Origin of the sequence: Nocardiopsis tropica, from assembly GCF_042660575.1 — a bacterium.
GTDB classification, from domain to species: Bacteria; Actinomycetota; Actinomycetes; order Streptosporangiales; family Streptosporangiaceae; genus Nocardiopsis; species Nocardiopsis tropica.
Window position 1 is genome coordinate 40,747 of record NZ_JBHSUF010000017.1, and the last position, 21,230, is coordinate 61,976.

Here is a 21,230-nt window from a genome sequence, read left to right on the forward strand (position 1 = left end):
CCGTGGTGCGAGACAGGGCCCGCAGGTCGGCCCGGGGGAACCGTTGGGGCCTCGCGGTCGTGGGCGCGGTCCCGCTCGCCGCGGGGCTGGCGGCGCTCGCCGCGGGGCGCGGGCTGTTCGGCGCGTCCCTCGCGGAGCGCCCCCTGCTCAGCGCGTCGGCGGCCGACTTCCTCGGACGGCCGTGGGTGCCGTACGCGGCGGTCGCGGTGGCGTTCGTCGCGGGGTTCCTGGCGTTGCGCTGGCTGATGATCCAGGGGCTCAACGACACCGTGGGGCGCCTGGTCCTGGACAAGGGCGACGACGGCCGGGTGGAGATGTCCGAGAGCGTGGCCCGCGGAGCGCTGGAGCAGGAGGTCGCGGACTACCCGGGTGTGCGCCGCGCACGTGCGAGGCTGACGGAGTCCTCCGACGCGCCGCACCTGCGGCTGGCGCTCACCCTGGACGACGACGCCGACGTACGGGGGGTGTGGCAGCGGGTGCGCTCGGACGCCCTGGCGAACCTGCGCAGCTCTCTCGACCTGGAGAGGGTGCCCGCCGTCGTGCGGATGTCGATGACCGCTCCGGCCAAGAACCCCAGGCGGGGCCTTGCCTGAGGGGGAGGGCCCGCACGGGCCCTCCCCGGCTCGGCGCGGCGACCATCCGTCCTCGACCACGCAGCGGGCCGGCGCGAGGCGCCCACGGGGCCAGGGGTGCGTTGGCATGGGTGGTGTGAACCACGAAGGGTCCTCCGGTGAGTCGGTGCAGATCCAGACGATCCACACCGATACCGGAGGCCCTCTTCGCTTGGGCCGGGCGGGGTGGGCGGTTCCCGACCTCAGTGGCCAGCACACCTGGGCGTGGTCCGTGGGTGCTTTCGGTGGGCCCGGCGCTCGCGCCGATCGCCGCGGGCCCGGGACGACCCGCGGAACACGGCCTACGCCAGGGCGGCGTCCGCGTCGCCGCGCTCGTGCCGCACGCGGCCGTCGCGAAGGACGGTGCGCACGTTGCGCTCGGGATCCGCGAGCACCCCGACGTCGGCGAGGGGGTCGCCGTCCACGACCAGCAGGTCTGCACGGGCGCCGTCGCGCAGGGTGCCGACGACGCCCTCCAGGCCGAGGAGCCGGGCGGCGTTGACGGTGGCCGAGCGCAGGACGTCGGCGGCGGGCTGGACCCGGCCGCGGATGGCGAACTCCCGGCTCTGGCGGTCCTGCATACCGCCGAGCAGGTCGCTGCCGAAGACCAGGTTCACCCCGGCCTCGTGCGCCATGCGCAGCGCGTCCATGCCGCGGGTGAGGACGGTGTCGACCTTCTCCTGGCTCGCGGCGGGCAGGCCGTAGGCGGCGCCCTGGAGGGACAGTTCCTCGTAGGTCACGAGCGTGGGCACCAGGAAGGCGTCGTGCTCCAGGAACAGCTCGACGCTGCTCTGATCGATGAGGTTGCCGTGCTCGATGCAGCGCACGCCCAGGCGCAGGCCCCGGTTGACGGCGCGGGCGGTGTAGGCGTGGCCGGTGACGTAGCGGTTGGCGGCCTCGGCCTCCTCCACCACGGCGCGGATCTCGTCCTCGGAGGACTGCGTGGAGTCGATGCGGTCGGTCGGGGAGGCGACCCCGCCCGACAGCATGATCTTGAGGTGGTGCGCGCCGGTGCGGAGCTGTTCGCGCGCGGCCCGGCGGAACTCGTCGGGGCCGTCGCAGACCACGCCGGCGCCGGGGCAGCAGGCGTGGGTGTCGTTGCCCTGGCGGCCGGGGCCCCGGAAGTCGCCGTGCCCGCCCGTCTGGGAGAGGGCCTTGCCGCCGAACATCAGCCGGGGGCCGTCGACCAGCCCCTCCTCGACCGCGAGGGCCAGGCCCCAGTCGCCCCCGGCGACGTCGCGGACGGTGGTGAAGCCGCGCTTGAGCATGGCGTTGAGGGACGTGGCGGCGTAGCTGGCGATGTAGGAGGGCGAGTGGTCCATGGCCGCGCCGAGGTCGGCGCTGAAGGCGGTCGCGTGGATGTGGCCGTCGATGAGACCCGGCATGAGGGTGGCTCCGCCCAGGTCGACGACCTCGACGGCCCCGTCCTTCTCGGGGGCGGGGCCGCGGCCGCTGCCCGCGATGAGCCCGTCCTCCACGAGCAGCCAGGAGTCCGGCGTCCTGGTGCCCGCCTCCGGGTCGAGGAGGCCCGCCCCGGTGAAGAGGAGCGGCGGCTGGGACTGGCGGGTCATGTGTACCTCCGATGGAACGGCTCGGCGTGTGGGCCACGCATCTGCAATATATGTTGCATCAAAGGCGCGCGGACGGCCAGGGGGTGGTATCGCTTGGTGGACGCGCGGCCCGGGGTGTTCCGGCCGCGCCGGGACGGAGGGGTGATGGCGGACTGGATCGAGGCCGCGCTCGGCGACGGGCGCCTGGGCCGCGCGGCCGAGCGCGTGGTCAGGGTGCTGCGGGACCAGCCGAGGTTCGCGTCCTACGCGAGCACCGCGGAACTGGCCGAGCGCGCCGGGGTCAACGTCGCCACGGTGGTCCGCGCCGCGCAGGCCCTCGGGTTCAGCGGCTGGCCGGCGCTCCGCGTCGAACTGCGCTCGCGCTACCTGGCCTCCCTCAGCGCGGGGGAGGTGCTGGCCGAGCACGCCGGGTCCGACGCCGACCCGGTCCGGGCGGCGGTCCGCGCCGACCGCGAGGGGCTGCGGACCCTGGAGCTCACGCTCGAACCCGGCAGGGTGCGCGCGCTCGCCGCCTCCATCCACGCCGCGCGCAGGACCAGGGTGGTGGGTTCGGGCACCTTCGCGGCGCCCGGCCTGCAACTGGCGCACGCCGCCGGGATCATGGGCTACGACGTGGAGCGGTTCGACGTCGGGGGAACGGCGCTGGTCAACGCCCTGGGGCGGATGGGACCGGAGGACCTGCTGCTGGCGTGCGACCTGTGGCGGCTGCCCACCGCGCTGCGCGCCGCGGTGAGGGTCGCCGGGCAGCGGTCGGTGCCGGTCGCGGTCATCACCGACCGCAGGGACTCCCCGCTGGCGGAGGGCGCCGCGCACCTGCTGCTCGTCCCGAGCGAGGGGGTGGGCATGTTCCCCTCGCTGGTCCCGGCGATGTCGGTGATCCACGCGGTGCTGGCCGAACTGGCGCGGATCGGTGGGGACGGGGTGCTGCGTGCCGTGCGCGACACGGAGCGCCTGTGGGAGGAGTCGGAGCTCTTCTGAGCGACGGCCGGGTGGATGACCTGCGGCGACGGAGTGACGCGCACGTGACGTGATCAGGATCACGTTCTTTGCAATAAGTGTTGCACTTCACTGGCGCGACTGCTTTCATGGCGGACGGATCACCGCCGGTGGTCTCCCCCCGTGCCCATCCCCTGAACCGAACCTCGCAGGTGGCCAATGCAGACGACCCATCTCGTGATCCTCGCCGTGTACATCCTGGCCATGCTGGGGATCGCCCTCTACTTCCTGCGCTCCGGCAAGCTGCGCGGCGGTGACGACTTCCTCTTCGCCGGACGCAGCCTCCCCCGACCGGTCATGATCGCCACCATGCTGGTCACCTGGGTCGGGTCCGGAACCATCATCGGCGGCGCCAACTTCGCCTACACCTACGGGCCGACGGCCGGGCTCGTCTTCTTCGCGGGCACCCCGCTGGGCATCCTCGTCCTGCTCCTGGCGGCCCGCCGCATCCGGAGGGCGTCCAGGCACACCATCCCCGAACTGCTGGAGGTGCGCTTCGGCATCGGGGTCCGCACCGTCGCGGCGGTGGTCACCACCATCGCCTTCCTGGGCCTGACCGCCTCGCAGTTCGTCGGCGGCGGGTACGTCGTCAGCCTGGTCACCCCGCTGTCCGCCACCCAGGGGACCGTGCTCATCGCCGTCGTCGTGACCCTGCTGACGATCAGCGGCGGCCTGTTCTCCGTCGCCTACACCGACTTCGTGTCCGCCATCCTCATCGTTCTCGGCCTGTGCATGGCGCTGCCCCTGGTGTTCGCCGCGGTCGGCGGTCCGGGCGCCTACTGGGACGGGCTGCCGGAGCAGGCGCGGACCTTCAGCGGCGGACTGAACGCGCTCCAGCTCCTCGGCTACTTCCTCCCGCTGTTCCTGCTGCTCCTCGCCGACCAGAACATGTACCAGCGCCTCGCCGCCGCCAAGGACGAGCGCGAGGCCAGGTCGTCCACCATGGGCATGCTGGTGGGCAGCTTCTTCGTCTTCATCCCCGTCGTCCTGCTCGCCACGGCCGCCGCCGTCCTCATGCCCGGCATCAACGGGGACATGGCGGTCCTGAGCCTGGCGTCCGAGGGCTACCTGCCCGCCGTCCTGGGCGGCCTGATCCTGGCCGGCGCGGTCGCCTTCGTCATCACGACGGGCTCGTCGTACATGCTGTCCGGAGCCTCCAACGTCGCCTACGACCTGTACGCGCGCTTCGTGGGGGACCGGGTGAGCGAGCGCAGCAAGCTCGTGGTCCAGCGGCTGTCGGTCCTGGGCATCGCGCTCGCGGGCCTGGCCCTGAGCCTGTACTTCCCGACCGTGCTCGAGCTCCAGATGTACTCGTACACCGTCTACGGCGCGGCGATCACCCCGGTGGTCCTGTCGGTGCTGTTCTGGAAGCGCGCGACCACCGCCGGAGCCGTCGCCGCCCTGGTCGTCGGCGCGGCCACCACCATCGGCTGGCAGCTGGCCGGGACCCCGGCCGGCCTGAACGGGGTCATCGCGGCACTGCCCGCGGCCCTGGTCGCCCTGGTCGCCGTCAGCCTCCTCACGAAGGCGCCGGACCCGGAGAGGGTGGCCGCCGCCGTCGCGGCGCCCGAAGCCGACGCCGGCGCCGAGGCCGACGCCTCGAAGTGACCCGCCCCCGGGCCGCGCTCACACGCGGCCCGGCCGGCGTCCCCGACAGCCGGGGACGCCGGGAGCGCTCGCGGCGCGGGCGGCCGAAGCCTCAGCACTCGATGACGTTGACGGCGAGGCCGCCGCGCGAGGTCTCTCTGTACTCGTCCATCATGTCGCCGCCGGTGTCGCGCATGGTGCGGACGACCTCGTCAGGTGCGACGGTCGACAGCGGTTCCCCGAAGCGGCCCCGGACCCCGGGGGGTGACGCCCTCCCTCGTCCCCAGCCGTTGTCGTCGGCCTCCGTGGGGAGGTCCGCCCCGCCTCCTCCGATCGTTCAGAGGCTGTCTGAACCGCCCGATGCCCCGGGCCCGCTATGGGTTCGGCTTCTGGTTCTCGGTACCTCACCGGGCTGGCCCCCTCCTCAGGTTCCGGTGGAATCGTTCGGGGGGAGGGAGCGCCCGGCGAAAAGCAGTTCTGCCAGGGAGGAGCGAAGCTCTCGTGTGGTCTCCAGGATCTCGGACTGCAGCCGGACCCGCGCATCCAGAAGCTCCAGTCTCTCCCCGATACTCCGCTGGACGTTCAGAGGCGGAAGGCGCACTGGAAGCGACTCCACCGTCTTCCGGGTGATCGAGGGAACGGTGCTGCCGGAGGTGTGCGCGTCGATCCAGGCCCGGGTCCGGGGCAGAGCCAGGTAATGCACGAGATAGTGCGGGTCGACTGCTGCCGAAGGGCGCAGCCGCAGGAGTTGGCCGCTCATCAGCCACCCCTGCTGCTCCTGCTCGACCAGCGCGAATCTGCCGAGGGTACCGGTGCGCGCCGTCACGATGTCGTTCGCCAGCAGGCGGTACCTATGGCCCAGATGAGCGGCGTTCTCCTCGGACACGTGAACCAGGCCGTGCTCCGAGATGCGTGATTCGACGATGTTGAGCGGGCGGACCAGGGGTGTCCCCCGGTCGGAGAAGCCCTGGGAAGAAGTGCCCCTCCCCGAAGTCCCGGCCTGAACCTCACAGACTTCTCCCAGGGGGCGTTCCACCTGGTCGTCGGTATTCGCTTCGTTCAAGGCCGTGTCCATCGCCGTGTCTCCTCGATCAAGCGGCTGACAGGGGCGTCGGTGGCCGCCAGTCTTTTCTCCAGCAGGCGCAGTCGGCGGTTGAGGGCCTCGAACCTCTCCCTCTCCTCGTCCACATCGAGGACCTGGACAGGAGGTGGGACATAGGAGGCGGGGAGGAGGGAGTGGTTCCGCTCACGGATCTTGTCCAGGCCGACGGCGCAGCCCATACCCGAAGCGGGGGCGCCTCCGCGCCAGGCCGTTACGGTCGAAACGATGTCGTCGATTTCTCCGGGGGCAAGGCTGCGTTCGGTGCGGGACACCGTTCCCAGCTTCCGCGCGTCGACGAACAGGACCTCGGGAGGGGTGCCGGCCGGCCTTTGCAGAAGCCAGATGTCGACGGGGACGCCCGTGTTCTGGAAGAGCCGGTCCGGAAGTGACACCACGGCCTCCACCACACCGTCCTCCACCATGGCCGCGCGGATGGCCTGTTCCCCGGGATGGGAGGAGGAAGCAGCGCTCGGCGGCATGACGACGGCGGCCCGCCCCCCCGGCCGGAGCGTGGTCGCGACGGATTGCAGCCACACGAAGTTCGCGTTCGAGAGGGGGGGCCTCCCATAGGGAAGGTGATACGGGTCGTCGTCGAGGTGCTGATCGGTCGCCCAGCGCAGATTGAACAGCGGGTTGACCAGGACGAGGTCGGCCCGGGCCCGATGCCGCAGTCCGTAGGGGTTGGCGCCGGGCACGAGTTCGGCCTCCACACCGTGGACGCGCAGGCGCATTGCGGCTATGTCCGACAGTTCATCCGAACTCGGGATCCCGCTGAATCGGGCTCGGGAGGTTGGCTGGTTGGTGCGAAGCCACCGCTCCATGGAGATGAGGAACTCACCGGTCCGGCAATAGGGGTCGTGTACAGCCCGGGGAGGCGTTCGTGGATCGAGTATCCGAACGGCGATCTCTACAACGGATGCTGGGGTCTGCCACATCTGTCCGGCTTTGCCCGTCACCTCCGTCAGTCGGGTGAGCACATGGTCGAAGAACGCGGCGGCTTCCTCCCTCCGGTCTCCGCCGCAGACCAGCGCCTCGACCTCTCGGAGGACATCGGGCAGGGCGTGCTGTAGGTCAGGCGGATCCGGCAAGCCGTGCCTTCGCGCGGGAAGCAGGGAGATGAGGGAGGAGGCCGTGCCGAAGTACGTGGGTTGGCGCAGGAGTTCTCGCCAGTCCTGTTCTCGCGAAACGGAGATGTCGATCAGGTGGAGAAGGAACTTGAGATTGGCGTCGACGGAGGCACGACCGCGCAAGTGGTCCAGAATCCTCCAGAGGGCCCGTTCCAGGTCCTGTTTCCCGGGTGCGTTCCTCCTCTCCGGCGCGCGTGCGGGAACAAGGGATGGATCCGGGTCGGCCAGGGAGGCGCGTACCCGTGCGGCGTAGGTCGTACCCGCCACCTCGCCCGGTCGGCGTGCATCGGCGGGAATGGTACGCCCCGCCAGCCAGGCGGTGACCTGACCGAGGTCGAACAGCTCCTTGCCCGGTTCCGCCGGTTCGGGGAAGTCGGGTCCGCGCTTGGCCCAGTTGGTCACCGCCGCGCGGCTGACCCCGGCGTACCTGGCGAGCTGCGCACGTGACACGAGCCCTGAGGCGTGCTCGTCCATGGTGTCCTTCCTCAGAAGCTCGGCGGAAGTTCGCCCCGGCACACCCGGTCCTTGACCAGAAGCACCTCGGGGACGCGGTCGAGGGGCTTGACGCCGGAGGCGGCAGCGGGGTTGACGTACGAGAGCACGAGGTAGAGCTTGGCGTGGTCCGCTTCCAGGTGGCGGTGGTGGATCGGCTCGTGGTGCATGATGCGGTTGCGCAGCAGCCGCAGGGAGTAGAGCTTGTCCTGGAGGACGCGACGCGGTCCTCGGTAGCCGGGGAACGCGCGGTGGAGGACGGGGACCCAGAGGTCACGGTCGTACCTGCGGGCGAGCAGCGAGGTCCAAAACCCCAGGGACAGTTCGGTGACGATGTCGTCCGGAGTGGCCGAACGGCCACAGCGGGACCACGCCTGGCGGACGAGGCGCCGGCCCTCGTTGTCCAGCGGAGCCTTGTTCCACCAGTCCTCCTGCCCGAAGTGGTCGCTCAGGCGGTCGTGGAGGGAGTTGCGCAATGTCAGCTCGAACGTGTGCAGCGGGCCGTAGAAGGCCGCGGAGACCATGACGTTCCAGTGGTAGAGGTTGACCGCCCGGACGGCGTCGTCCTGGCTGTGTCGAAGGTAGGGCGCGAGGCGCGCGGAGGAGTACGCGGAGACCATCCAGTCCGGGATATCGGTGCTCACGACGACCTTCGTTCTATCTCGGCCGAGGGCACGAGAGGACAGGGGGCGAGGGGGTTTGGTATCGTTGCCTCTGTAAGCCCCGGGTTCGCCTCTGCTCAGCACGCCACCCGGGGCACGGCTTTTTCCGGGGCGGCACTGTCCAGACCCCGAAGACCGTCTCGTCGCGAATGCGACCGCGTGTACCGTCTGTCGATGACAACGGTACACACGGCGCTCTCGTCGCGCAAGCGCATTCCAGTGCGCAAGCGTGTTAACAGTTTCGTCGGGAAAGCCCTCAGCACTCGATGACGTTGACGGCGAGGCCGCCGCGCGAGGTCTCCTTGTACTTGTCCATCATGTCGCGGCCGGTGTCGCGCATGGTGCGGATGACCTTGTCCAGCGACACGAAGTGGCTGCCGTCGCCGCGCAGCGCCATGCGGGTCGCGCTGATCGCCTTCACGGAGGCGAGGGCGTTGCGCTCGATGCACGGCACCTGCACGAGGCCGCCGATCGGGTCGCAGGTCAGCCCCAGGTTGTGCTCCATGGCGATCTCGGCGGCGTTCTCCACCTGGGCCGGGGTGCCGCCCAGGACCTCCGCCAGGCCGGCGGCGGCCATCGAGGAGGCCGATCCCACCTCGCCCTGGCAGCCGACCTCCGCGCCCGAGATCGACGCGTTCTGCTTGAACAGGATGCCGATCGCGGCGGCCGTGAGCAGGAAGCGCACCACGCCCTCGTCGCCGGCCCCCGGACTGAAGTGCAGGTAGTAGTGCAGCACGGCCGGGACGATGCCCGCGGCGCCGTTGGTCGGCGCGGTCACCACACGGCCGCCCGCCGCGTTCTCCTCGTTGACGGCCAGGGCGTACAGGGTGATCCAGTCGCTGCCGCGCATCGGGTCGGGGTCCACCCCGGTCGGCGCCAGCAGGCCCGCCTCGTCGCAGTTCCCGCCCAGCTGCCGGTACAGGCGGTGCGCCCGGCGCGGCACCTTCAGGCCGCCGGGGAGGCTGCCCTCGGTCATCACGCCCCGGCGCACGCACTGGCGCATCGCGGTCCAGATGACCAGGAGCTCCTCGCGGATCTGCTCGGGGGTGCGTCCGAACGCCTGCTCGTTGTCGAGCATCACCGCGCTGATCGACTTCCCCGTCTCCGCGCAGATCGCCAGCAGCTCCTCGGCGCTGTCGAACGGGTGCGGGACGACGGTGGCGTCGGGTGTGATCCGGTCGGCTCCGGCGGCGCGCTCGTCCACGACGAAGCCGCCGCCCACCGAGTAGTACACCTTGGAGGCCAGTTCGCCCCCGTCGGCGTCCAGGGCCGCGAACCGCATCCCGTTCGGATGGTCGGGCAGGCTCTCCCGGCGGCGGAAGTCGATGTCCACGGCCGGGTCGAAGGCCACCCGCGGCCCGTCCGGGCCGCCCAGGTACAGGCCCCGGTCGTCCCGGACCCCCTCGACGAGCTCGGAAACCCCGTCCACGTCCACGTGCTCGGGGGTGTGGCCCATCAGCCCCAGCACCACGGCGGTGTCGCTGCCGTGCCCCTTGCCGGTGAGCGCCAGGGATCCGTACAGCTCGGCCCGGACACGGGCGGTCCGGTCGGCCGTGCCCGCCTCGCGCAGCCCGGTGGCGAACGTGCGGGCCGCCTTCATCGGGCCGACCGTGTGCGAGCTGGACGGCCCGATGCCGATCTTGAACAGGTCGAACGCGCTGATGGCCATGGCTGTCCTCCTCGTTGAGTACAGGGCCCGGGGAGCAGGGGTGCCGTGCGGGGCCCGGGGCCCCGCACGGCGGGCGCCCTACAGGTTGGGGTAGAGCGGGTACTTGGCGGTCAGGGCACGGACCCTGCCGCTCAGGGCGTCGGCGTCGAACTCCGGTTTGAGCGCCTCGGCGATGACGTCGGCGACCTCGGCGAAGTCCTCGTCGCCGAACCCGCGGGTGGCCAGGGCCGGGGTGCCGATCCGCAGACCGGAGGTGACCATCGGCGGGCGCGGGTCGTTGGGCACCGCGTTGCGGTTGACCGTGATCCCGATGCCGTGCAGGCGGTCCTCGGCCTCCTGGCCGTTGAGCCGGGAGTCCACCAGGTCGACCAGGACCAGGTGCACGTCCGTGCCCCCGGAGGCGACCTTGACGCCGGCCTCGGCCATGTCCGGCCGGGTGAGGCGCTCGGCGAGCAGGCGCGCACCGCTGACGGTGCGGCGCTGGCGCTCGGCGAACTCCTCGCCCGCGGCGACCTTGAACGAGACCGCCTTGGCGGCGATCACGTGCTCCAGCGGGCCGCCCTGCATGCCGGGGAACACCGCGGAGTTGATCTTCTTGCCGTACTCCGACTTCGCGAGGATCATGCCGCCGCGCGGCCCGCCCAGCGTCTTGTGCGTGGTGGTGGTGACCACGTCGGCGAACGGTACCGGGTTGGGGTGCAGCCCGGCGGCGACCAGGCCGGCGAAGTGCGCCATGTCCACCATCAGCAGGGCGCCGACGGAGTCCGCGATCTCCCGGAAGCGGGCGAAGTCCAGCTGGCGCGGGTACGCCGACCAGCCGGCGACGATCATCTTCGGCTGGTGCTCCTTGGCGAGCGCCTGGACCTCGTCGTAGTCGACGGTGCCGTCCTCGTCGCGCACGTGGTAGGCGACCGCGTTGAGGATCTTGCCGGAGTAGTTGATCCGCATGCCGTGGGTGAGGTGGCCGCCGTGGGCCAGGTCCAGGCCCAGGATGGTGTCGCCCGGCTTGAGCAGCGCGAAGTACACGGCCGTGTTGGCCTGCGCGCCCGAGTGAGGCTGCACGTTCGCGTGCTCGGCGCCGAACAGCGCCTTGGCGCGGTCGATCGCGAGCTGCTCGACGACGTCGACGTGCTCGCACCCGCCGTAGTAGCGGCGGCCGGGGTAGCCCTCCGCGTACTTGTTGGTCAGGACGGTGCCCTGTGCCTCGATCACCGCCTGCGGGGCGAAGTTCTCCGAGGCGATCATCTCCAGGGTGTCGCGCTGGCGGGCCAGCTCCGCGTCGACCGCGGCCGACACCTCGGGGTCCAGTTCGCCCAGTGTCTGGTTGAGCGTGTTGTCAGTAGCCATCGGGGGCCTACTCCTCGCCTTCGGTCAGCTTCGTGTACTCCTCGGCGGAGAGCAGCCCGGAGGGCTCCTCGGCGAGCCGGGCCCTGAACAGCCAGCCGCCCTCGAAGGGGGCGGTGTTGATCGTCTCGGGCGCGTCCTCGAGGGACGCGTTGACCTCGACGACCTCGCCGCTGACCGGCGAGTAGATGTCGCTGACGGACTTGGTGGACTCCACCTCGCCGCTCGGCTCACCGGCGGTCACCTCGCTGCCGACCTCGGGCAGCTCGACGAAGACGATGTCGCCCAGGGACTCGGCGGCGAACGAGGTGATCCCGACGGTGGCGATCCCGTCCTCGACCGCGACCCACTCGTGTTTGGCCGTGTAACCCAGCTCCGTGGGAACGCTCACTTCAACTCTCCTTGGAGGTGTTCCATTTTCCTGCCGTGCACCTGTGCTGCCCGGCCCGGCCTACGCCCGGTCGCGCCCCGTGCGTGCCGGTCCCCGGTCAGGGGATCCGGCCGCGCGGGGCGCGCGGGCCTTCGGGGTGTGAAGGCCCCTGCTGCTACGGCTGCCGCTTGTAGAACGGCAGCTCGACCACGTCGACGTCCTCGCCCCTTCCGCGCACGTCCACGGTGAACGCGCCGGTCGAGGTGTCGAGGTCGCCGTCCACGTAGGCCATGGCGATGGGGCGGCCCAGGGTGGGGGAGGGCGCGCCGCTGGTGAGGGTTCCGACGGTCTCGCCGTCGCGGAGGACGTCCTGGCCCTTGCGCAGCGGGCGGCGCCCGCGCGCGACGAGGCCGATGAGGCGGCGGGGGCGGGCGGTGCGGGAGGCCTCCTCCAGGGCGCCGCGGCCCACGAAGTCGCCCTCCTTCTCGAACTTGACCACGCGGCCCAGCCCGGCGTCGAAGGGGGTGAGCTCCGCGGTGAGCTCCTGCCCGTACAGCGGCATCCCGGCCTCCATGCGGAGGGTGTCGCGGGCCGACAGCCCGGCCGGGACGAGCCCGTGCCGTTCCCCCTCGGCCATCAGGGCGTCCCAGACCAGGGGGGCCTTCGCGGCGGGCCGGACGAAGATCTCGAAGCCGTCCTCGCCGGTGTACCCGGTGCGTGCGAGCAGGACGGGTTGGCCGGCGACGGTGTGCTCGTACCCCGCGTAGTAGCGGATGCCGTCCAGGTCCGCGTCGGTGAGCGGCGCGAGGATCTCGACCGCGCGCGGCCCCTGGATCGCGATCAGGGCGTGGTCGGCGGACTCGTCCGCCACCTCGACGTCGAAGCCCTCGGCGCGTTCGGCCAGCGCGGCGGCGACCACGGGCACGTTGGCGGCGTTGGCCACGACGAGGTACTCCCCCTCCCCCAGCCGGTAGACGATGAGGTCGTCCAGGACGCCGCCCCCGGCGTCGGTGATCATGGTGTAGCGGGCACGGCCGACCTTGACCTGGGACAGGTGGCCGACCAGGGCGAAGTCGAGGGCTTCGGCGGCCTGCGGGCCGGTGAGGCGGATCTCGCCCATGTGGGAGAGGTCGAAGAGCCCGGCGGCCTCGCGGACCGCCTTGTGCTCGGCGGTCTCACTGCCGTAGCGCAGCGGCATGAGCCATCCGGCGAAGTCGACCAGCGTGGCGCCGGCCTTCTCGTGGACCTCGCGGAGCGCGGTGGCGCGCGGCGCTGATGCGGGATCGGACATGGGCACTCCCGAGAGGATGGGCGTCGTGTCGTGCAGAGGCGTTGCCATCCTCCCCCTCTGTCATCTGTGCCTGAGAGCTTCGCCGCGCGCTCGGCGTGGCTTGCACCTTCGGCGAGGGACGCTGGTCCCTGCTTTCCAGAGTGGTCTCGCCCGTACGGTCCGCTGTGCCTGAGAGGTTGTCGTGGGGAGGGATTGCTCCTTCGGCGGCCCGAGATGGCTACGCGGGCACTCTCCCGTACGGGGTCAGCAACACGTTCAGCCTAGCAGCGGGCGCACACGGCCCCCAAAGGTGCCCGGGCCGGGGCGGGAGCCGGGGGCGGGGCGCGGCACGGCCCCGGGGGGAGCCGCTGCCCGGCCGCGGGAGTCGGGCCGAACCCGTCGCGGAGGGGGGCTCCGGGGGTTAGCGTGAGCCGGGGACGGACTTCCTGCGTGGGAGGGATGACGGGTGCGAGCCGACGGGAACCGGGAGACGGGCGGACGGGCGCGGGCGGCGCGCCGAGGGGGGCGGCCGGCGGCCGTGCACGGCACGGCGGTGCTGGCCGCGGCGTGCGTCCTCGGGCTGACCGCGGGCAGCGGGTGCGCGCAGGGCGGCGGTGGCGGGCCGGAGGCGCCGTCCGAGGGGCGGCTGGAGGCGAGCGCGCACGAGCGGCGGGGCGACGTCGCCGCGGTGGAGCGCCAGGACCTGGAGTCGGTGTTCGCCGAGGCCGGCGTGGAGGGCACGTTCGTGCTCCACGACACCCGTGCCAGGGAGTCGACCCTCGTCGGGGCGGAGGCGGCCTACGAGCGCGCGGTGCCCGCGTCCACGTTCAAGCTGGCCAACACCCTGATCGGCCTGGAGACGGGCGCGGTGTCGGGACTGGACGAGGTGCTGCCCCACGGCGGCGGGCCGCAGCCCGTCGAGGCGTGGGAACAGGACATGTCCCTGAGGGAGGCGTTCCCCGCCTCGAACTTCCCCGTCTACCAGGAGCTGGCCCGCAGGGTGGGGCACGAGCGGATGGCGGCCTGGGTGGACCGCTTCGACTACGGGAACCGGGACATCGGCGGCGAGGACGTGGAGGACCGGTTCTGGCTGGACGGTCCGCTGGAGGTCTCCGCCGTGGAGCAGACCGAGTTCCTGGCCTCGCTGGCCCGTTCGGAGCTGCCGGTGGACGCGGCCCACCAGGAGGCGCTGCGCGAGATCGCCCTGGTGGAGGAGGGTGACGGCCACGCGCTCTTCGCCAAGAGCGGTTGGGCGGTGGACGTCGATCCGGCCCCCGGCTGGTGGGTCGGCTGGGTGGAGCGCGGGGAGGACCTGTACACGTTCGCCCTGCGCATCGAGATGGACGACGACGCGAACGCGGAGCTGCGGGAGCCCCTGGCCCGGGAGCTGCTGGTGGAGCTGGGCGCGCTGCCGGGCGGGGCCGCCGGGGACTGACCGGGCGCGCCGCCGTCAGGGGGTCCCGGCCGGGAGCAGCTGGACGGGGACCGAGCGGGTGAAGCGCTGCTCGGCGTCCATCACCCCGCCCATGAACTTGAAGGTGCGCAGGGTCATCCGCCGGTCCGCGATGCGCAGGCCGGGCAGCTCCTCCAGGAGCTGGCGCTCCACCCGGGTCAGGTCGGGGGCGTTGCGCAGCCACAGGATGAAGAGGGTGTTCTCGGGCCCGGCGATGGTGGTGCACAGGCGTACTTCGGGGATGCGCTCGCCCAGGTCGCTGGCGCCCTCCAGGACGCGGGGGTCGACGGTTCCCCAGAGGGTGGCGGCCGCGTGCCAGCCCATGCGGGCGCGGGAGATGTCGCAGCGCAGCCCGACGAGCGCCTGGCGCAGGAGCCGGTTGACGCGCCGCGCGGCGGTCGTGGGCGCGATGTCGAGGCGTTCGGCGATGTGCTGGTACCCGAGGCGCGCGTCGACGCACAGGAGGTCGATGATCCGCTGGTCGAGGGGTGTGACGCGCTCGTCGCCCGGCCCGGGTCCCCGCACGGGGGAGAGGGCCCGCAGCCGGCGCCGCTGGTGCGGGGACAGGGCGCGGACCTGCCACAGGTAGGCCTCCCGGGGCACCTCCGTCACGACGTGCACCCGGTAGGACACCACGTCGGGGAACCCGCCGACCCAGTTGAGCAGGTAGTCGGCCAGTCCCGCGCCGGGGACCACGGTGAGCATCAGCTGGTGCGACCCGGCCACGAACTGGATGCTGAGGGTGTCCCGGTCCTGCGCCAGGGCGGCGGCCACCCGCTCGACGGTGCCGTTGCGGCAGCTGAGTTCGACGTAGGACAGGTTGCGCCGCGCCATCACGCGCTGCCGCGGGAAGACGGCGATCCTCGCCAGCCCCTCCTCCTCCAACCGCCTCCACCTGCGCGCGAGCGTGGTCGGGTCCGCCTCCAGGATCGGCGACAGCTCGGCCCAGGAGGCGCGGGGCGCCATCTGCAGGGCGTTGACCAGCGACAGGTCGAACTCGTTGGGTGTGGTGGATTCCTGCATCAGCGACCTCGAAAAACTCTTTTCCGGCGATCTGGGCATCTTAGGGGTGGCCGAGCGTAGGTTTTCGCACAGCCGTCAAACGGCTCTGAGCTGCGTATTTCCAGAATGTTAACCATGGCCGGAGCATTGATTTCGCATTGTGGAATCAATGTCCGAGACCTGGCGAGGAGAAGGGTGAAGGTGGCGCCGATGGCTTCGGAGGACACCGCTGTCGTCTTTCGCAACGGGACGGTCGTGGACGCGACCGGCGCCGGACCGCGCGAGGACTGGGTGGTCGTGGCCCGCGGCGGCCGCATCGACTGGATGGGACCCGCCGCCGACGCGCCCGAGATCACCGCGCCGCACCGGGAGATCGACGCCCGCGGCGGCACCGTCCTCCCCGGGTTCGTCGACGCCCACGTGCACATGACCATGGGGGGCGACGGCATGAACCCCGCCGCGTTCCTCCACCAGCCGCCGCACTACGGCTACTACACGGCCATCCCCCGGCTGCGCGCCACCCTCGACGCCGGCGTGACCAGCGTCCGCGACCTCGCGGGCCTCGACCTCGCGGTGGTCCGCGCGGTCGAGGAGGGCATCGTCGCCGGCCCCCGCATCACCACCGCGTACCGCGCGCTCGGGCCCACCGGCGGCCACGGCGACTTCCGCACCTGCTGCGGGTTCGACTTCGGCACCGTCCTGGGCCCCGGCGGCGCGGTGTCCATCAACACCGACGGTGCCGCCGAGGCGCTGCGCGGCACACGCGAGGTCATGCGCAAGGGCGCCGGGGTCGTCAAGGTCATGGCCGGCGGGGGCGTGTGGAGCCCCCAGGACACCCCTTGGCACGACGGGCTCAACATCGAGGAGATGACGGTCGTCGTCCGTGAGGCCGCCGCGCACGGGATCCCGGTCGCCGCCCACGCCCAGAGCGCCCGCAGCATCCGCAACGCCCTCGCCGCCGGTGTCACGAGCATCGAGCACGGCTACGAGATCGACGCCGAGGGCATCGAGGCGATGCTCCGCGACGGAGCCTTCCTCGTCCCCACCCTGGCCACCGCCACCACGCCGCCCGACCCCGCGAAGTCGGCGGGCTACGCGGTGGAGAAGAAGCTCAGGCTCCAGGAGCACCTCGGCGAGAACATCTCCGCCGCCGTGGCCGCCGGGGTGCGCGTCGCCCTGGGCACGGACTCCGGCATCTTCCCGCACGGCCGCAACCTCCACGAGCTGGCCCTGCTCGTCGAGCACGGCATGACCCCCATGGGCGCGATCCTCGCCGGGACCCGCGAGGCCGCGGAGCTCCTCGGCGTCGCCGACCGGGTCGGCACCCTCCAGGTCGGCAAGCGCGCGGACATCGTCGTCTGCGCGGGCGACCCCCTGGAGGACATCACGCTGCCGGGAGACCCGGCCAACATCACGGTGGTCGTCAAGGACGGCGTCGTCCACAAGGACACCACCGCCCCCGGCCGGCCGCCGGCCACCGCCTGAGCCCCCCAGCCCCCGCCCCCCATCCCCCCGTGAGGTGACCATGACCACGCAGAGCCCGAAGAAGGGCGCGACCGGCGGTGGGACCGCCCAGGCGCGCCCCGGCCTCCTCGCGCGCTCCCTCGACGGCATCGAGCGCGTCGGCAACAAGATCCCCGACCCCTTCGTCCTCTTCCTGATCCTCTTCGCGATCATCGCGGTCCTGTCGACGGTCATGTCGCTCAGCGGGGCCACGGTCGAGGTGCCCGGGAGCGAGGACGGCGTCCAGCCCGTCAGGAGCTTCTTCTCCGCCGAGGGCATCACCTGGCTGACCACGTCCCTGGTCACCAACTTCGTGTCGTTCCCGCCGCTCGGCGTCGTGCTGACCGTCCTGCTCGGTGTCGGCGTGGCCGAGCGGACCGGGCTGCTCACCGCGCTGGTGCGGCGCGCCTTCGGCGGCGCCCCCCGCTGGCTGCTGCCCTACGTGGCCTCGTTCGTCGCGGTCTCCGGCAGCATCATGAGCGACGCGGCCATGGTGGTCATCCCGCCGCTGGCCGCCATGGTGTTCAAGGCCGCCGGGCGGCATCCGGTGGCGGGCCTGCTCGGCGCCTACGCGGCGGCCACGGCCGCGTTCAGCTGCAGCCCCTTCGTCACCAGCACCGACGCGCTGCTCTCGGGCGTCACCAACGCCGCCGCCGAACCGCTGGGCCTGGGCACCTACGTCAGCCCGATCTCCAACTACTTCATCACCCTCGCCATCGCGCTGATCCTCAGCTTCGCTGCGGGGTTCATGATCGACCGCGTCCTGGAGCCGTCCCTGGTCCGCCGGGGGATCGCCCGCGACAAGGTCCGGGCCGAGGCGGGGACCGAGGAGTCCGAGGCCAAGGTCATGGACCCGAACCTCACCGACACCGAGCGGCGCGGCCTGCGCCGGGCCGGGGCGGCCCTGCTGCTGACCGCCGCGGCGGTCCTCGCCCTGTGCCTGCCCCCGGGGGCGCCGATGCGCAACGAGGACGGCGCCTTCCTGCCGGAGTCCCCGCTGCTCGGCTCCGTGGTCTTCATCGTCTTCATGGTGCTCCTCCTCCCCGGCGTCACCTACGGCGTCGTGACCGGGAGCATCCGCAAGGGGGCGGACCTGGCCCTCGTGATGGGCCAGACGGTCAAGGAGATGTCGCCGTTCATCGTGCTGGCCTTCGTGATGGCGCAGTTCCTGGCGCTGTTCAACTGGACCAACATGTCCAGCTGGATCGCCATCCAGGGGGCGGAGGGCCTGGAGGCGACCGGGTTCACGGGCTTCGGCGCGATCCTGTGCTTCATCCTCCTGGCGTTCATGGTGAACCTGTTCATCATCTCCGGGTCGGCGATGTGGGCGCTGCTCGCGTCGGTCTTCGTGCCGATGTTCGCGCTGCTCGGCTACGAGCCCGGGTTCATCCAGGCCGCCTTCCGCATCGGCGACTCGACCTCGAACGTCCTGTCACCGCTCAGCCCGTACCTGGTGATCATGCTGGGGTTCCTGCGCGCCTACGAGCCCAGGGCGGGCATCGGCACCGTGATCGCCCGGTGCCTGCCCTTCACGGTCGTGTTCACCGTCCTGTGGATCGGCGTGCTGGCCGTGTTCTACTTCGGCGGCATCCCCGTCGGCCCCGGGATGAACGTGCGCATCTGATCCGACCGCCCGGCCGGGGCCCGCGTCCGCGGGCCCCGGCCCCGCACGTCCCGGGCGCTCCCCGCCGGGGACGCGCACCGTCCGCACCACCCGCACCACCCGCACCACCCACACCGCCGCACCGCGCGGCGCCGCCGCGCAGCACCGACGTGAGGAGTCGTCATGACCGGCACCAGGACCCTGTACCGAGACCTGACCCTGATCGACGGGACCGGGGCCGGCCCGGTCGCCGACGCCGCCGTGCTGGTCGAGGACGGCACGGTCGCCTACGCCGGCCCCGCGGCCGGGGCCCCGGAGGCCGACGGGGCGACGGAGACCGTGTCCCTGGGCGGGCGCACCGTCCTGCCCGGGTTCATCGACACCCATGTGCACCTCGGCGTGGCCGACGGCCGGGCGCTGGCGGTCAACCACGCCGACATCCCGCTGAGCCTGCACGCGCTGGAGACCGCCGAGCGCATGCGGGTCACCCTCGCGGCGGGCGTGACCGGCGTGCGCGACCTGGGCGGGGCCGACGCCGGGTTCCGCACCGCGCAGGAGAGCGGGCTCGTGCCCGGCCCGCGCATGCGTGTGGCGCTGCGGCTGATGAGCCACACGGGCGGCCATGCCGACTTCACGCTCCCCTCGGGCCACGACCCCCACGCGCACGGGCTGTCGGTGACCGAGATCGTCGACTCCCCCCAGGAGGCGCGGGTGGCCGCGCGGCGCCTCATGCGCGACGGCGCGGACGTCATCAAGGTGTGCGCCACGGGCGGGGTGTCGAGCCCGTCGGACACCCCCGACGACGAGGGGCTGACGACGGAGGAGATCGCGGTCATCGTGGAGGAGGCCTCCCGCCACGGCGGTCGGCCGGTCGCCGCCCACGCGCAGGGCGCCGCGGGCATCCGCAACGCGGTCCTGGGCGGGGCGGCCAGCATCGAGCACGGCTACCTGGTGGACGACGAGGGCATCGACCTGATGCTGGAGCGGGGGACCTTCCTGGTCCCGACGCTGGCCACCTTCGACTTCGAGGACCGCGTCCACCTGATGACGAGGAAGGCGGTGGAGACCAAGCGCGCCCTCGCCGAGCGCACCTTCGAGCGGATCGCCGAGGCCGTGCGGCGGGGCGTGAGGGTCGCCATGGGCACGGACGCGGGCATCTCCGAGCACGGGCGCAACCTGAACGAGCTGCGCCACCTGGTGTCGGTCGGGATGAGCCCCATGGACGCGATCGTGGCGGGCACCCGCAACGCCGCCGAACTGCTCGGTACGGCGGACCGGGTGGGGACCGTGGAGGCGGGCAAGCTCGCCGACCTGGTCGTGTGCGACGGCGACCCGCTGGCCGACGTCGCCCTGCTCGGGGACCCGGGGCGCGTGGTGATGGTGGTGCAGGGCGGCCGGGTCGTGAAGGACATCAGGACCTCCTGAGGACCGGTCGGCGGCCCCCGGGCGCCATACGGAGCAGCGGGGCGGGGCGGGCGCCGGAGGTCAGCCCCGGACCGGCGGCCGGCTCCGACCGCGGAACCGGCCGCCGTCGCGGAACCGGCCGCGTCCGCGGACGGCGTCCGCCGGGCCCCTCCGCCCCGGACGGGCGCCCCGACCCGGGGCGCCCCGGGTGCCTCAGGCGGCGTTCTCGCGGCGCTTGCGCACGGCCTCGGCGAGCTGGTTCAGCACCTCGCCGGTGGTCTCCCACCCCATGCACTTGTCGGTGATCGACTGACCGTAGGTGAGGTCGGCGGGGTCGCCGAGCTTCTGGGCGCCCTCGACGATGAAGCTCTCCAGCATGACGCCGATGACGCCCTTCTGACCCGCGGCGACCTGGGCCGCGATCGCGGAGGCCACGCCCGGCTGGCGCTTGTGGTCCTTGCCGCTGTTGGCGTGGCTGGCGTCGATCATGAGGCGCCGGGGCAGGCCCGCGTTCTCGATGACGTCGAGGGCGGCCCCGACCGGAGCCGCGTCGAAGTTGGGACCGCTGCGGCCGCCGCGCAGGATCACGTGGCAGTCCGGGTTCCCCTCCGTGACGACGACCGACCCGGCCCCGGCCGGGTCGACGCCGAAGAAGGTGTGCGAGGCGGAGGCCGCGCCGACCGCGTCCACCGCGACCTGCACGTCGCCGTCCGTGCCGTTCTTGAAGCCCACGGGGGTGCTCAGGCCGCTGCTGAGCTGGCGGTGCACCTGGCTCTCCGTGGTCCGGGCGCCGATGGCCCCCCAGGAGACGACGTCGGCGATGTACTGCGGGGTGATGGGGTCGAGGAACTCGGTCCCGGCGGGCAGGCCGAGGGAGTTGATGTCGAGGAGGAGCTTGCGGGCGGTGCGCAGGCCGTGGTGGACGTCGTAGGTGTCGTCCAGGTGCGGGTCGTTGATGAGGCCCTTCCAGCCGACGGTGGTGCGCGGCTTCTCGAAGTACACGCGCATCACCACGCACAGGTCGTCGCGCAGGGACGGCACCAGCTCGGCCAGCCGGCGGGCGTAGTCCAGGGCGGACTCGGGGTCGTGCACCGAGCAGGGGCCGACGACGACCAGGAGCCGGTCGTCCTCACCGTCCAGGACGCGCTTGACCTCGGCGCGGGACTCCTCCACCAGGGCGCTGCGGTCCGGGCCCAGCGGGAGTTCTGCGAGCAGGTCCCGGGGGGCGATGAGCGGCTTGTAACTCGCCACCCGTGTGTCGTTGGTGCTCGGCATCGTGTAGTTCCCCTTGGTCCCGTCTGTCCATGTATCGCACTGCTGTCACGCGGTCGCCACGAAAACACTAGCGCGGCCGTGCGTGCGGGGAGGCGTCGATCCGGAACACCGGCGCCGGTCACGGGATGGGAAACGCCACACCCGCCGAGGGGGGGAAATCGGGTGTCTCGCGATGTGGGACGCCATTCC

17 protein-coding genes and 1 riboswitch are annotated in these 21,230 nt (G+C 72.1%); of the genes, 7 read left to right on the forward strand and 10 right to left on the reverse strand.

Going from position 1 to position 21,230, the window contains the following annotated elements:
* Positions 1-2: 2 nt before the first annotated feature.
* Positions 3-593, forward strand: coding sequence for an Asp23/Gls24 family envelope stress response protein (locus ACFQBR_RS24635; protein ID WP_344178207.1), 591 nt, complete (start codon positions 3-5; stop codon positions 591-593).
* A gap of 320 nt (positions 594-913) precedes the next feature.
* Here ACFQBR_RS24635 and ACFQBR_RS24640 read toward each other — a convergent pair whose 3' ends face one another.
* The gene (locus tag ACFQBR_RS24640; protein WP_344178209.1) at positions 914-2,182 is read right to left on the reverse strand and encodes a metal-dependent hydrolase family protein; all 1,269 of its coding nucleotides are present in this window, start codon (positions 2,180-2,182) and stop codon (positions 914-916) included.
* 144 nt (positions 2,183-2,326) lie between these two features.
* Between ACFQBR_RS24640 and ACFQBR_RS24645 the strand changes: the two genes are divergently transcribed.
* Positions 2,327-3,160 carry a MurR/RpiR family transcriptional regulator gene (locus ACFQBR_RS24645; RefSeq protein WP_344178211.1) on the forward strand — a complete coding sequence of 278 codons (834 nt, stop codon included), beginning with the start codon at positions 2,327-2,329 and terminating at the stop codon, positions 3,158-3,160.
* Between the two features lie 177 nt (positions 3,161-3,337).
* Positions 3,338-4,786, forward strand: a complete 1,449-nt coding sequence (locus ACFQBR_RS24650) for a sodium:solute symporter family protein (RefSeq protein WP_378554536.1) — start codon at positions 3,338-3,340, stop codon at positions 4,784-4,786.
* 403 nt (positions 4,787-5,189) lie between these two features.
* On the opposite strand, the gene ACFQBR_RS24655 is transcribed toward ACFQBR_RS24650, so the two are convergent.
* The 7 genes from ACFQBR_RS24655 to gcvT all read right to left on the reverse strand — a co-directional run bounded on the left by ACFQBR_RS24655 (position 5,190) and on the right by gcvT (position 12,822).
* Positions 5,190-5,840, reverse strand: coding sequence for a restriction endonuclease subunit S (locus ACFQBR_RS24655; RefSeq protein ID WP_344178215.1), 651 nt, complete (start codon positions 5,838-5,840; stop codon positions 5,190-5,192).
* Positions 5,825-7,468 (reverse strand): N-6 DNA methylase, encoded by a 1,644-nt coding sequence (locus ACFQBR_RS24660; protein WP_344178217.1) that lies wholly within the window; start codon positions 7,466-7,468, stop codon positions 5,825-5,827. Before ACFQBR_RS24660 ends, ACFQBR_RS24655 begins: the two co-directional genes overlap by 16 nt.
* 11 nt (positions 7,469-7,479) lie before the next feature.
* Positions 7,480-8,130, reverse strand: coding sequence for a hypothetical protein (locus ACFQBR_RS24665; RefSeq protein ID WP_344178219.1), 651 nt, complete (start codon positions 8,128-8,130; stop codon positions 7,480-7,482).
* Positions 8,131-8,404: 274 nt separating this feature from the next.
* Positions 8,405-9,817, reverse strand: a complete 1,413-nt coding sequence (locus ACFQBR_RS24670; RefSeq protein WP_344178221.1) for an L-serine ammonia-lyase — start codon at positions 9,815-9,817, stop codon at positions 8,405-8,407.
* 78 nt (positions 9,818-9,895) lie between these two features.
* A complete protein-coding gene (locus ACFQBR_RS24675; protein ID WP_267946250.1) occupies positions 9,896-11,164 on the reverse strand; it encodes a serine hydroxymethyltransferase in 1,269 nt (422 codons plus the stop codon).
* A 7-nt stretch (positions 11,165-11,171) separates the two neighbouring features.
* Complete coding sequence (gcvH, locus tag ACFQBR_RS24680; protein ID WP_344178224.1) at positions 11,172-11,552, reverse strand: glycine cleavage system protein GcvH; 381 nt, start codon at positions 11,550-11,552, stop codon at positions 11,172-11,174.
* Between the two features lie 154 nt (positions 11,553-11,706).
* Positions 11,707-12,822 (reverse strand): glycine cleavage system aminomethyltransferase GcvT, encoded by a 1,116-nt coding sequence (gcvT, locus tag ACFQBR_RS24685; RefSeq protein ID WP_344178226.1) that lies wholly within the window; start codon positions 12,820-12,822, stop codon positions 11,707-11,709.
* A gap of 145 nt (positions 12,823-12,967) precedes the next feature.
* Positions 12,968-13,068, reverse strand: a riboswitch (glycine riboswitch).
* Between the two features lie 271 nt (positions 13,069-13,339).
* On the opposite strand from gcvT, the gene ACFQBR_RS24690 reads away from it, so the two are divergent.
* Entirely contained in the window at positions 13,340-14,236 is an 897-nt protein-coding gene (locus ACFQBR_RS24690) for a penicillin-binding transpeptidase domain-containing protein (protein ID WP_267946247.1), read from the forward strand.
* A 15-nt stretch (positions 14,237-14,251) separates the two neighbouring features.
* Here ACFQBR_RS24690 and ACFQBR_RS24695 read toward each other — a convergent pair whose 3' ends face one another.
* The gene (locus ACFQBR_RS24695) at positions 14,252-15,277 is read right to left on the reverse strand and encodes an Lrp/AsnC family transcriptional regulator (RefSeq protein ID WP_344178228.1); all 1,026 of its coding nucleotides are present in this window, start codon (positions 15,275-15,277) and stop codon (positions 14,252-14,254) included.
* A 189-nt stretch (positions 15,278-15,466) separates the two neighbouring features.
* Between ACFQBR_RS24695 and ACFQBR_RS24700 the strand changes: the two genes are divergently transcribed.
* The 3 genes from ACFQBR_RS24700 to ACFQBR_RS24710 all read left to right on the forward strand — a co-directional run bounded on the left by ACFQBR_RS24700 (position 15,467) and on the right by ACFQBR_RS24710 (position 19,787).
* A complete protein-coding gene (locus ACFQBR_RS24700; protein WP_267946245.1) occupies positions 15,467-16,741 on the forward strand; it encodes a metal-dependent hydrolase family protein in 1,275 nt (424 codons plus the stop codon).
* 40 nt (positions 16,742-16,781) lie between these two features.
* Positions 16,782-18,383 carry an AbgT family transporter gene (locus ACFQBR_RS24705; RefSeq protein ID WP_344178229.1) on the forward strand — a complete coding sequence of 534 codons (1,602 nt, stop codon included), beginning with the start codon at positions 16,782-16,784 and terminating at the stop codon, positions 18,381-18,383.
* 162 nt (positions 18,384-18,545) lie between these two features.
* Positions 18,546-19,787 carry a metal-dependent hydrolase family protein gene (locus ACFQBR_RS24710; protein ID WP_344178231.1) on the forward strand — a complete coding sequence of 414 codons (1,242 nt, stop codon included), beginning with the start codon at positions 18,546-18,548 and terminating at the stop codon, positions 19,785-19,787.
* A gap of 192 nt (positions 19,788-19,979) precedes the next feature.
* On the opposite strand, the gene ACFQBR_RS24715 is transcribed toward ACFQBR_RS24710, so the two are convergent.
* Positions 19,980-21,041 carry a 3-deoxy-7-phosphoheptulonate synthase gene (locus ACFQBR_RS24715; protein ID WP_344178233.1) on the reverse strand — a complete coding sequence of 354 codons (1,062 nt, stop codon included), beginning with the start codon at positions 21,039-21,041 and terminating at the stop codon, positions 19,980-19,982.
* Positions 21,042-21,230: the final 189 nt, after the last annotated feature.

Excerpts from the sequence above, each read along its gene's own strand:
- ACFQBR_RS24710 (WP_344178231.1), top strand. The coding sequence starts at position 18,546 with ATGACCGGCACCAGGACCCTGTACCGAGACCTGACCCTGATCGACGGG.
- ACFQBR_RS24695 (WP_344178228.1), bottom strand. The coding sequence starts at position 15,277 with ATGCAGGAATCCACCACACCCAACGAGTTCGACCTGTCGCTGGTCAAC.
- ACFQBR_RS24655 (WP_344178215.1), bottom strand. The coding sequence starts at position 5,840 with ATGGACACGGCCTTGAACGAAGCGAATACCGACGACCAGGTGGAACGC.
- ACFQBR_RS24660 (WP_344178217.1), bottom strand. The coding sequence starts at position 7,468 with ATGGACGAGCACGCCTCAGGGCTCGTGTCACGTGCGCAGCTCGCCAGG.
- ACFQBR_RS24670 (WP_344178221.1), bottom strand. The coding sequence starts at position 9,817 with ATGGCCATCAGCGCGTTCGACCTGTTCAAGATCGGCATCGGGCCGTCC.
- ACFQBR_RS24650 (WP_378554536.1), top strand. The coding sequence starts at position 3,338 with ATGCAGACGACCCATCTCGTGATCCTCGCCGTGTACATCCTGGCCATG.
- ACFQBR_RS24640 (WP_344178209.1), bottom strand. The coding sequence starts at position 2,182 with ATGACCCGCCAGTCCCAGCCGCCGCTCCTCTTCACCGGGGCGGGCCTC.
- ACFQBR_RS24715 (WP_344178233.1), bottom strand. The coding sequence starts at position 21,041 with ATGCCGAGCACCAACGACACACGGGTGGCGAGTTACAAGCCGCTCATC.
- ACFQBR_RS24645 (WP_344178211.1), top strand. The coding sequence starts at position 2,327 with ATGGCGGACTGGATCGAGGCCGCGCTCGGCGACGGGCGCCTGGGCCGC.
- ACFQBR_RS24700 (WP_267946245.1), top strand. The coding sequence starts at position 15,467 with ATGGCTTCGGAGGACACCGCTGTCGTCTTTCGCAACGGGACGGTCGTG.
- gcvT (WP_344178226.1), bottom strand. The coding sequence starts at position 12,822 with ATGTCCGATCCCGCATCAGCGCCGCGCGCCACCGCGCTCCGCGAGGTC.
- ACFQBR_RS24705 (WP_344178229.1), top strand. The coding sequence starts at position 16,782 with ATGACCACGCAGAGCCCGAAGAAGGGCGCGACCGGCGGTGGGACCGCC.
- ACFQBR_RS24675 (WP_267946250.1), bottom strand. The coding sequence starts at position 11,164 with ATGGCTACTGACAACACGCTCAACCAGACACTGGGCGAACTGGACCCC.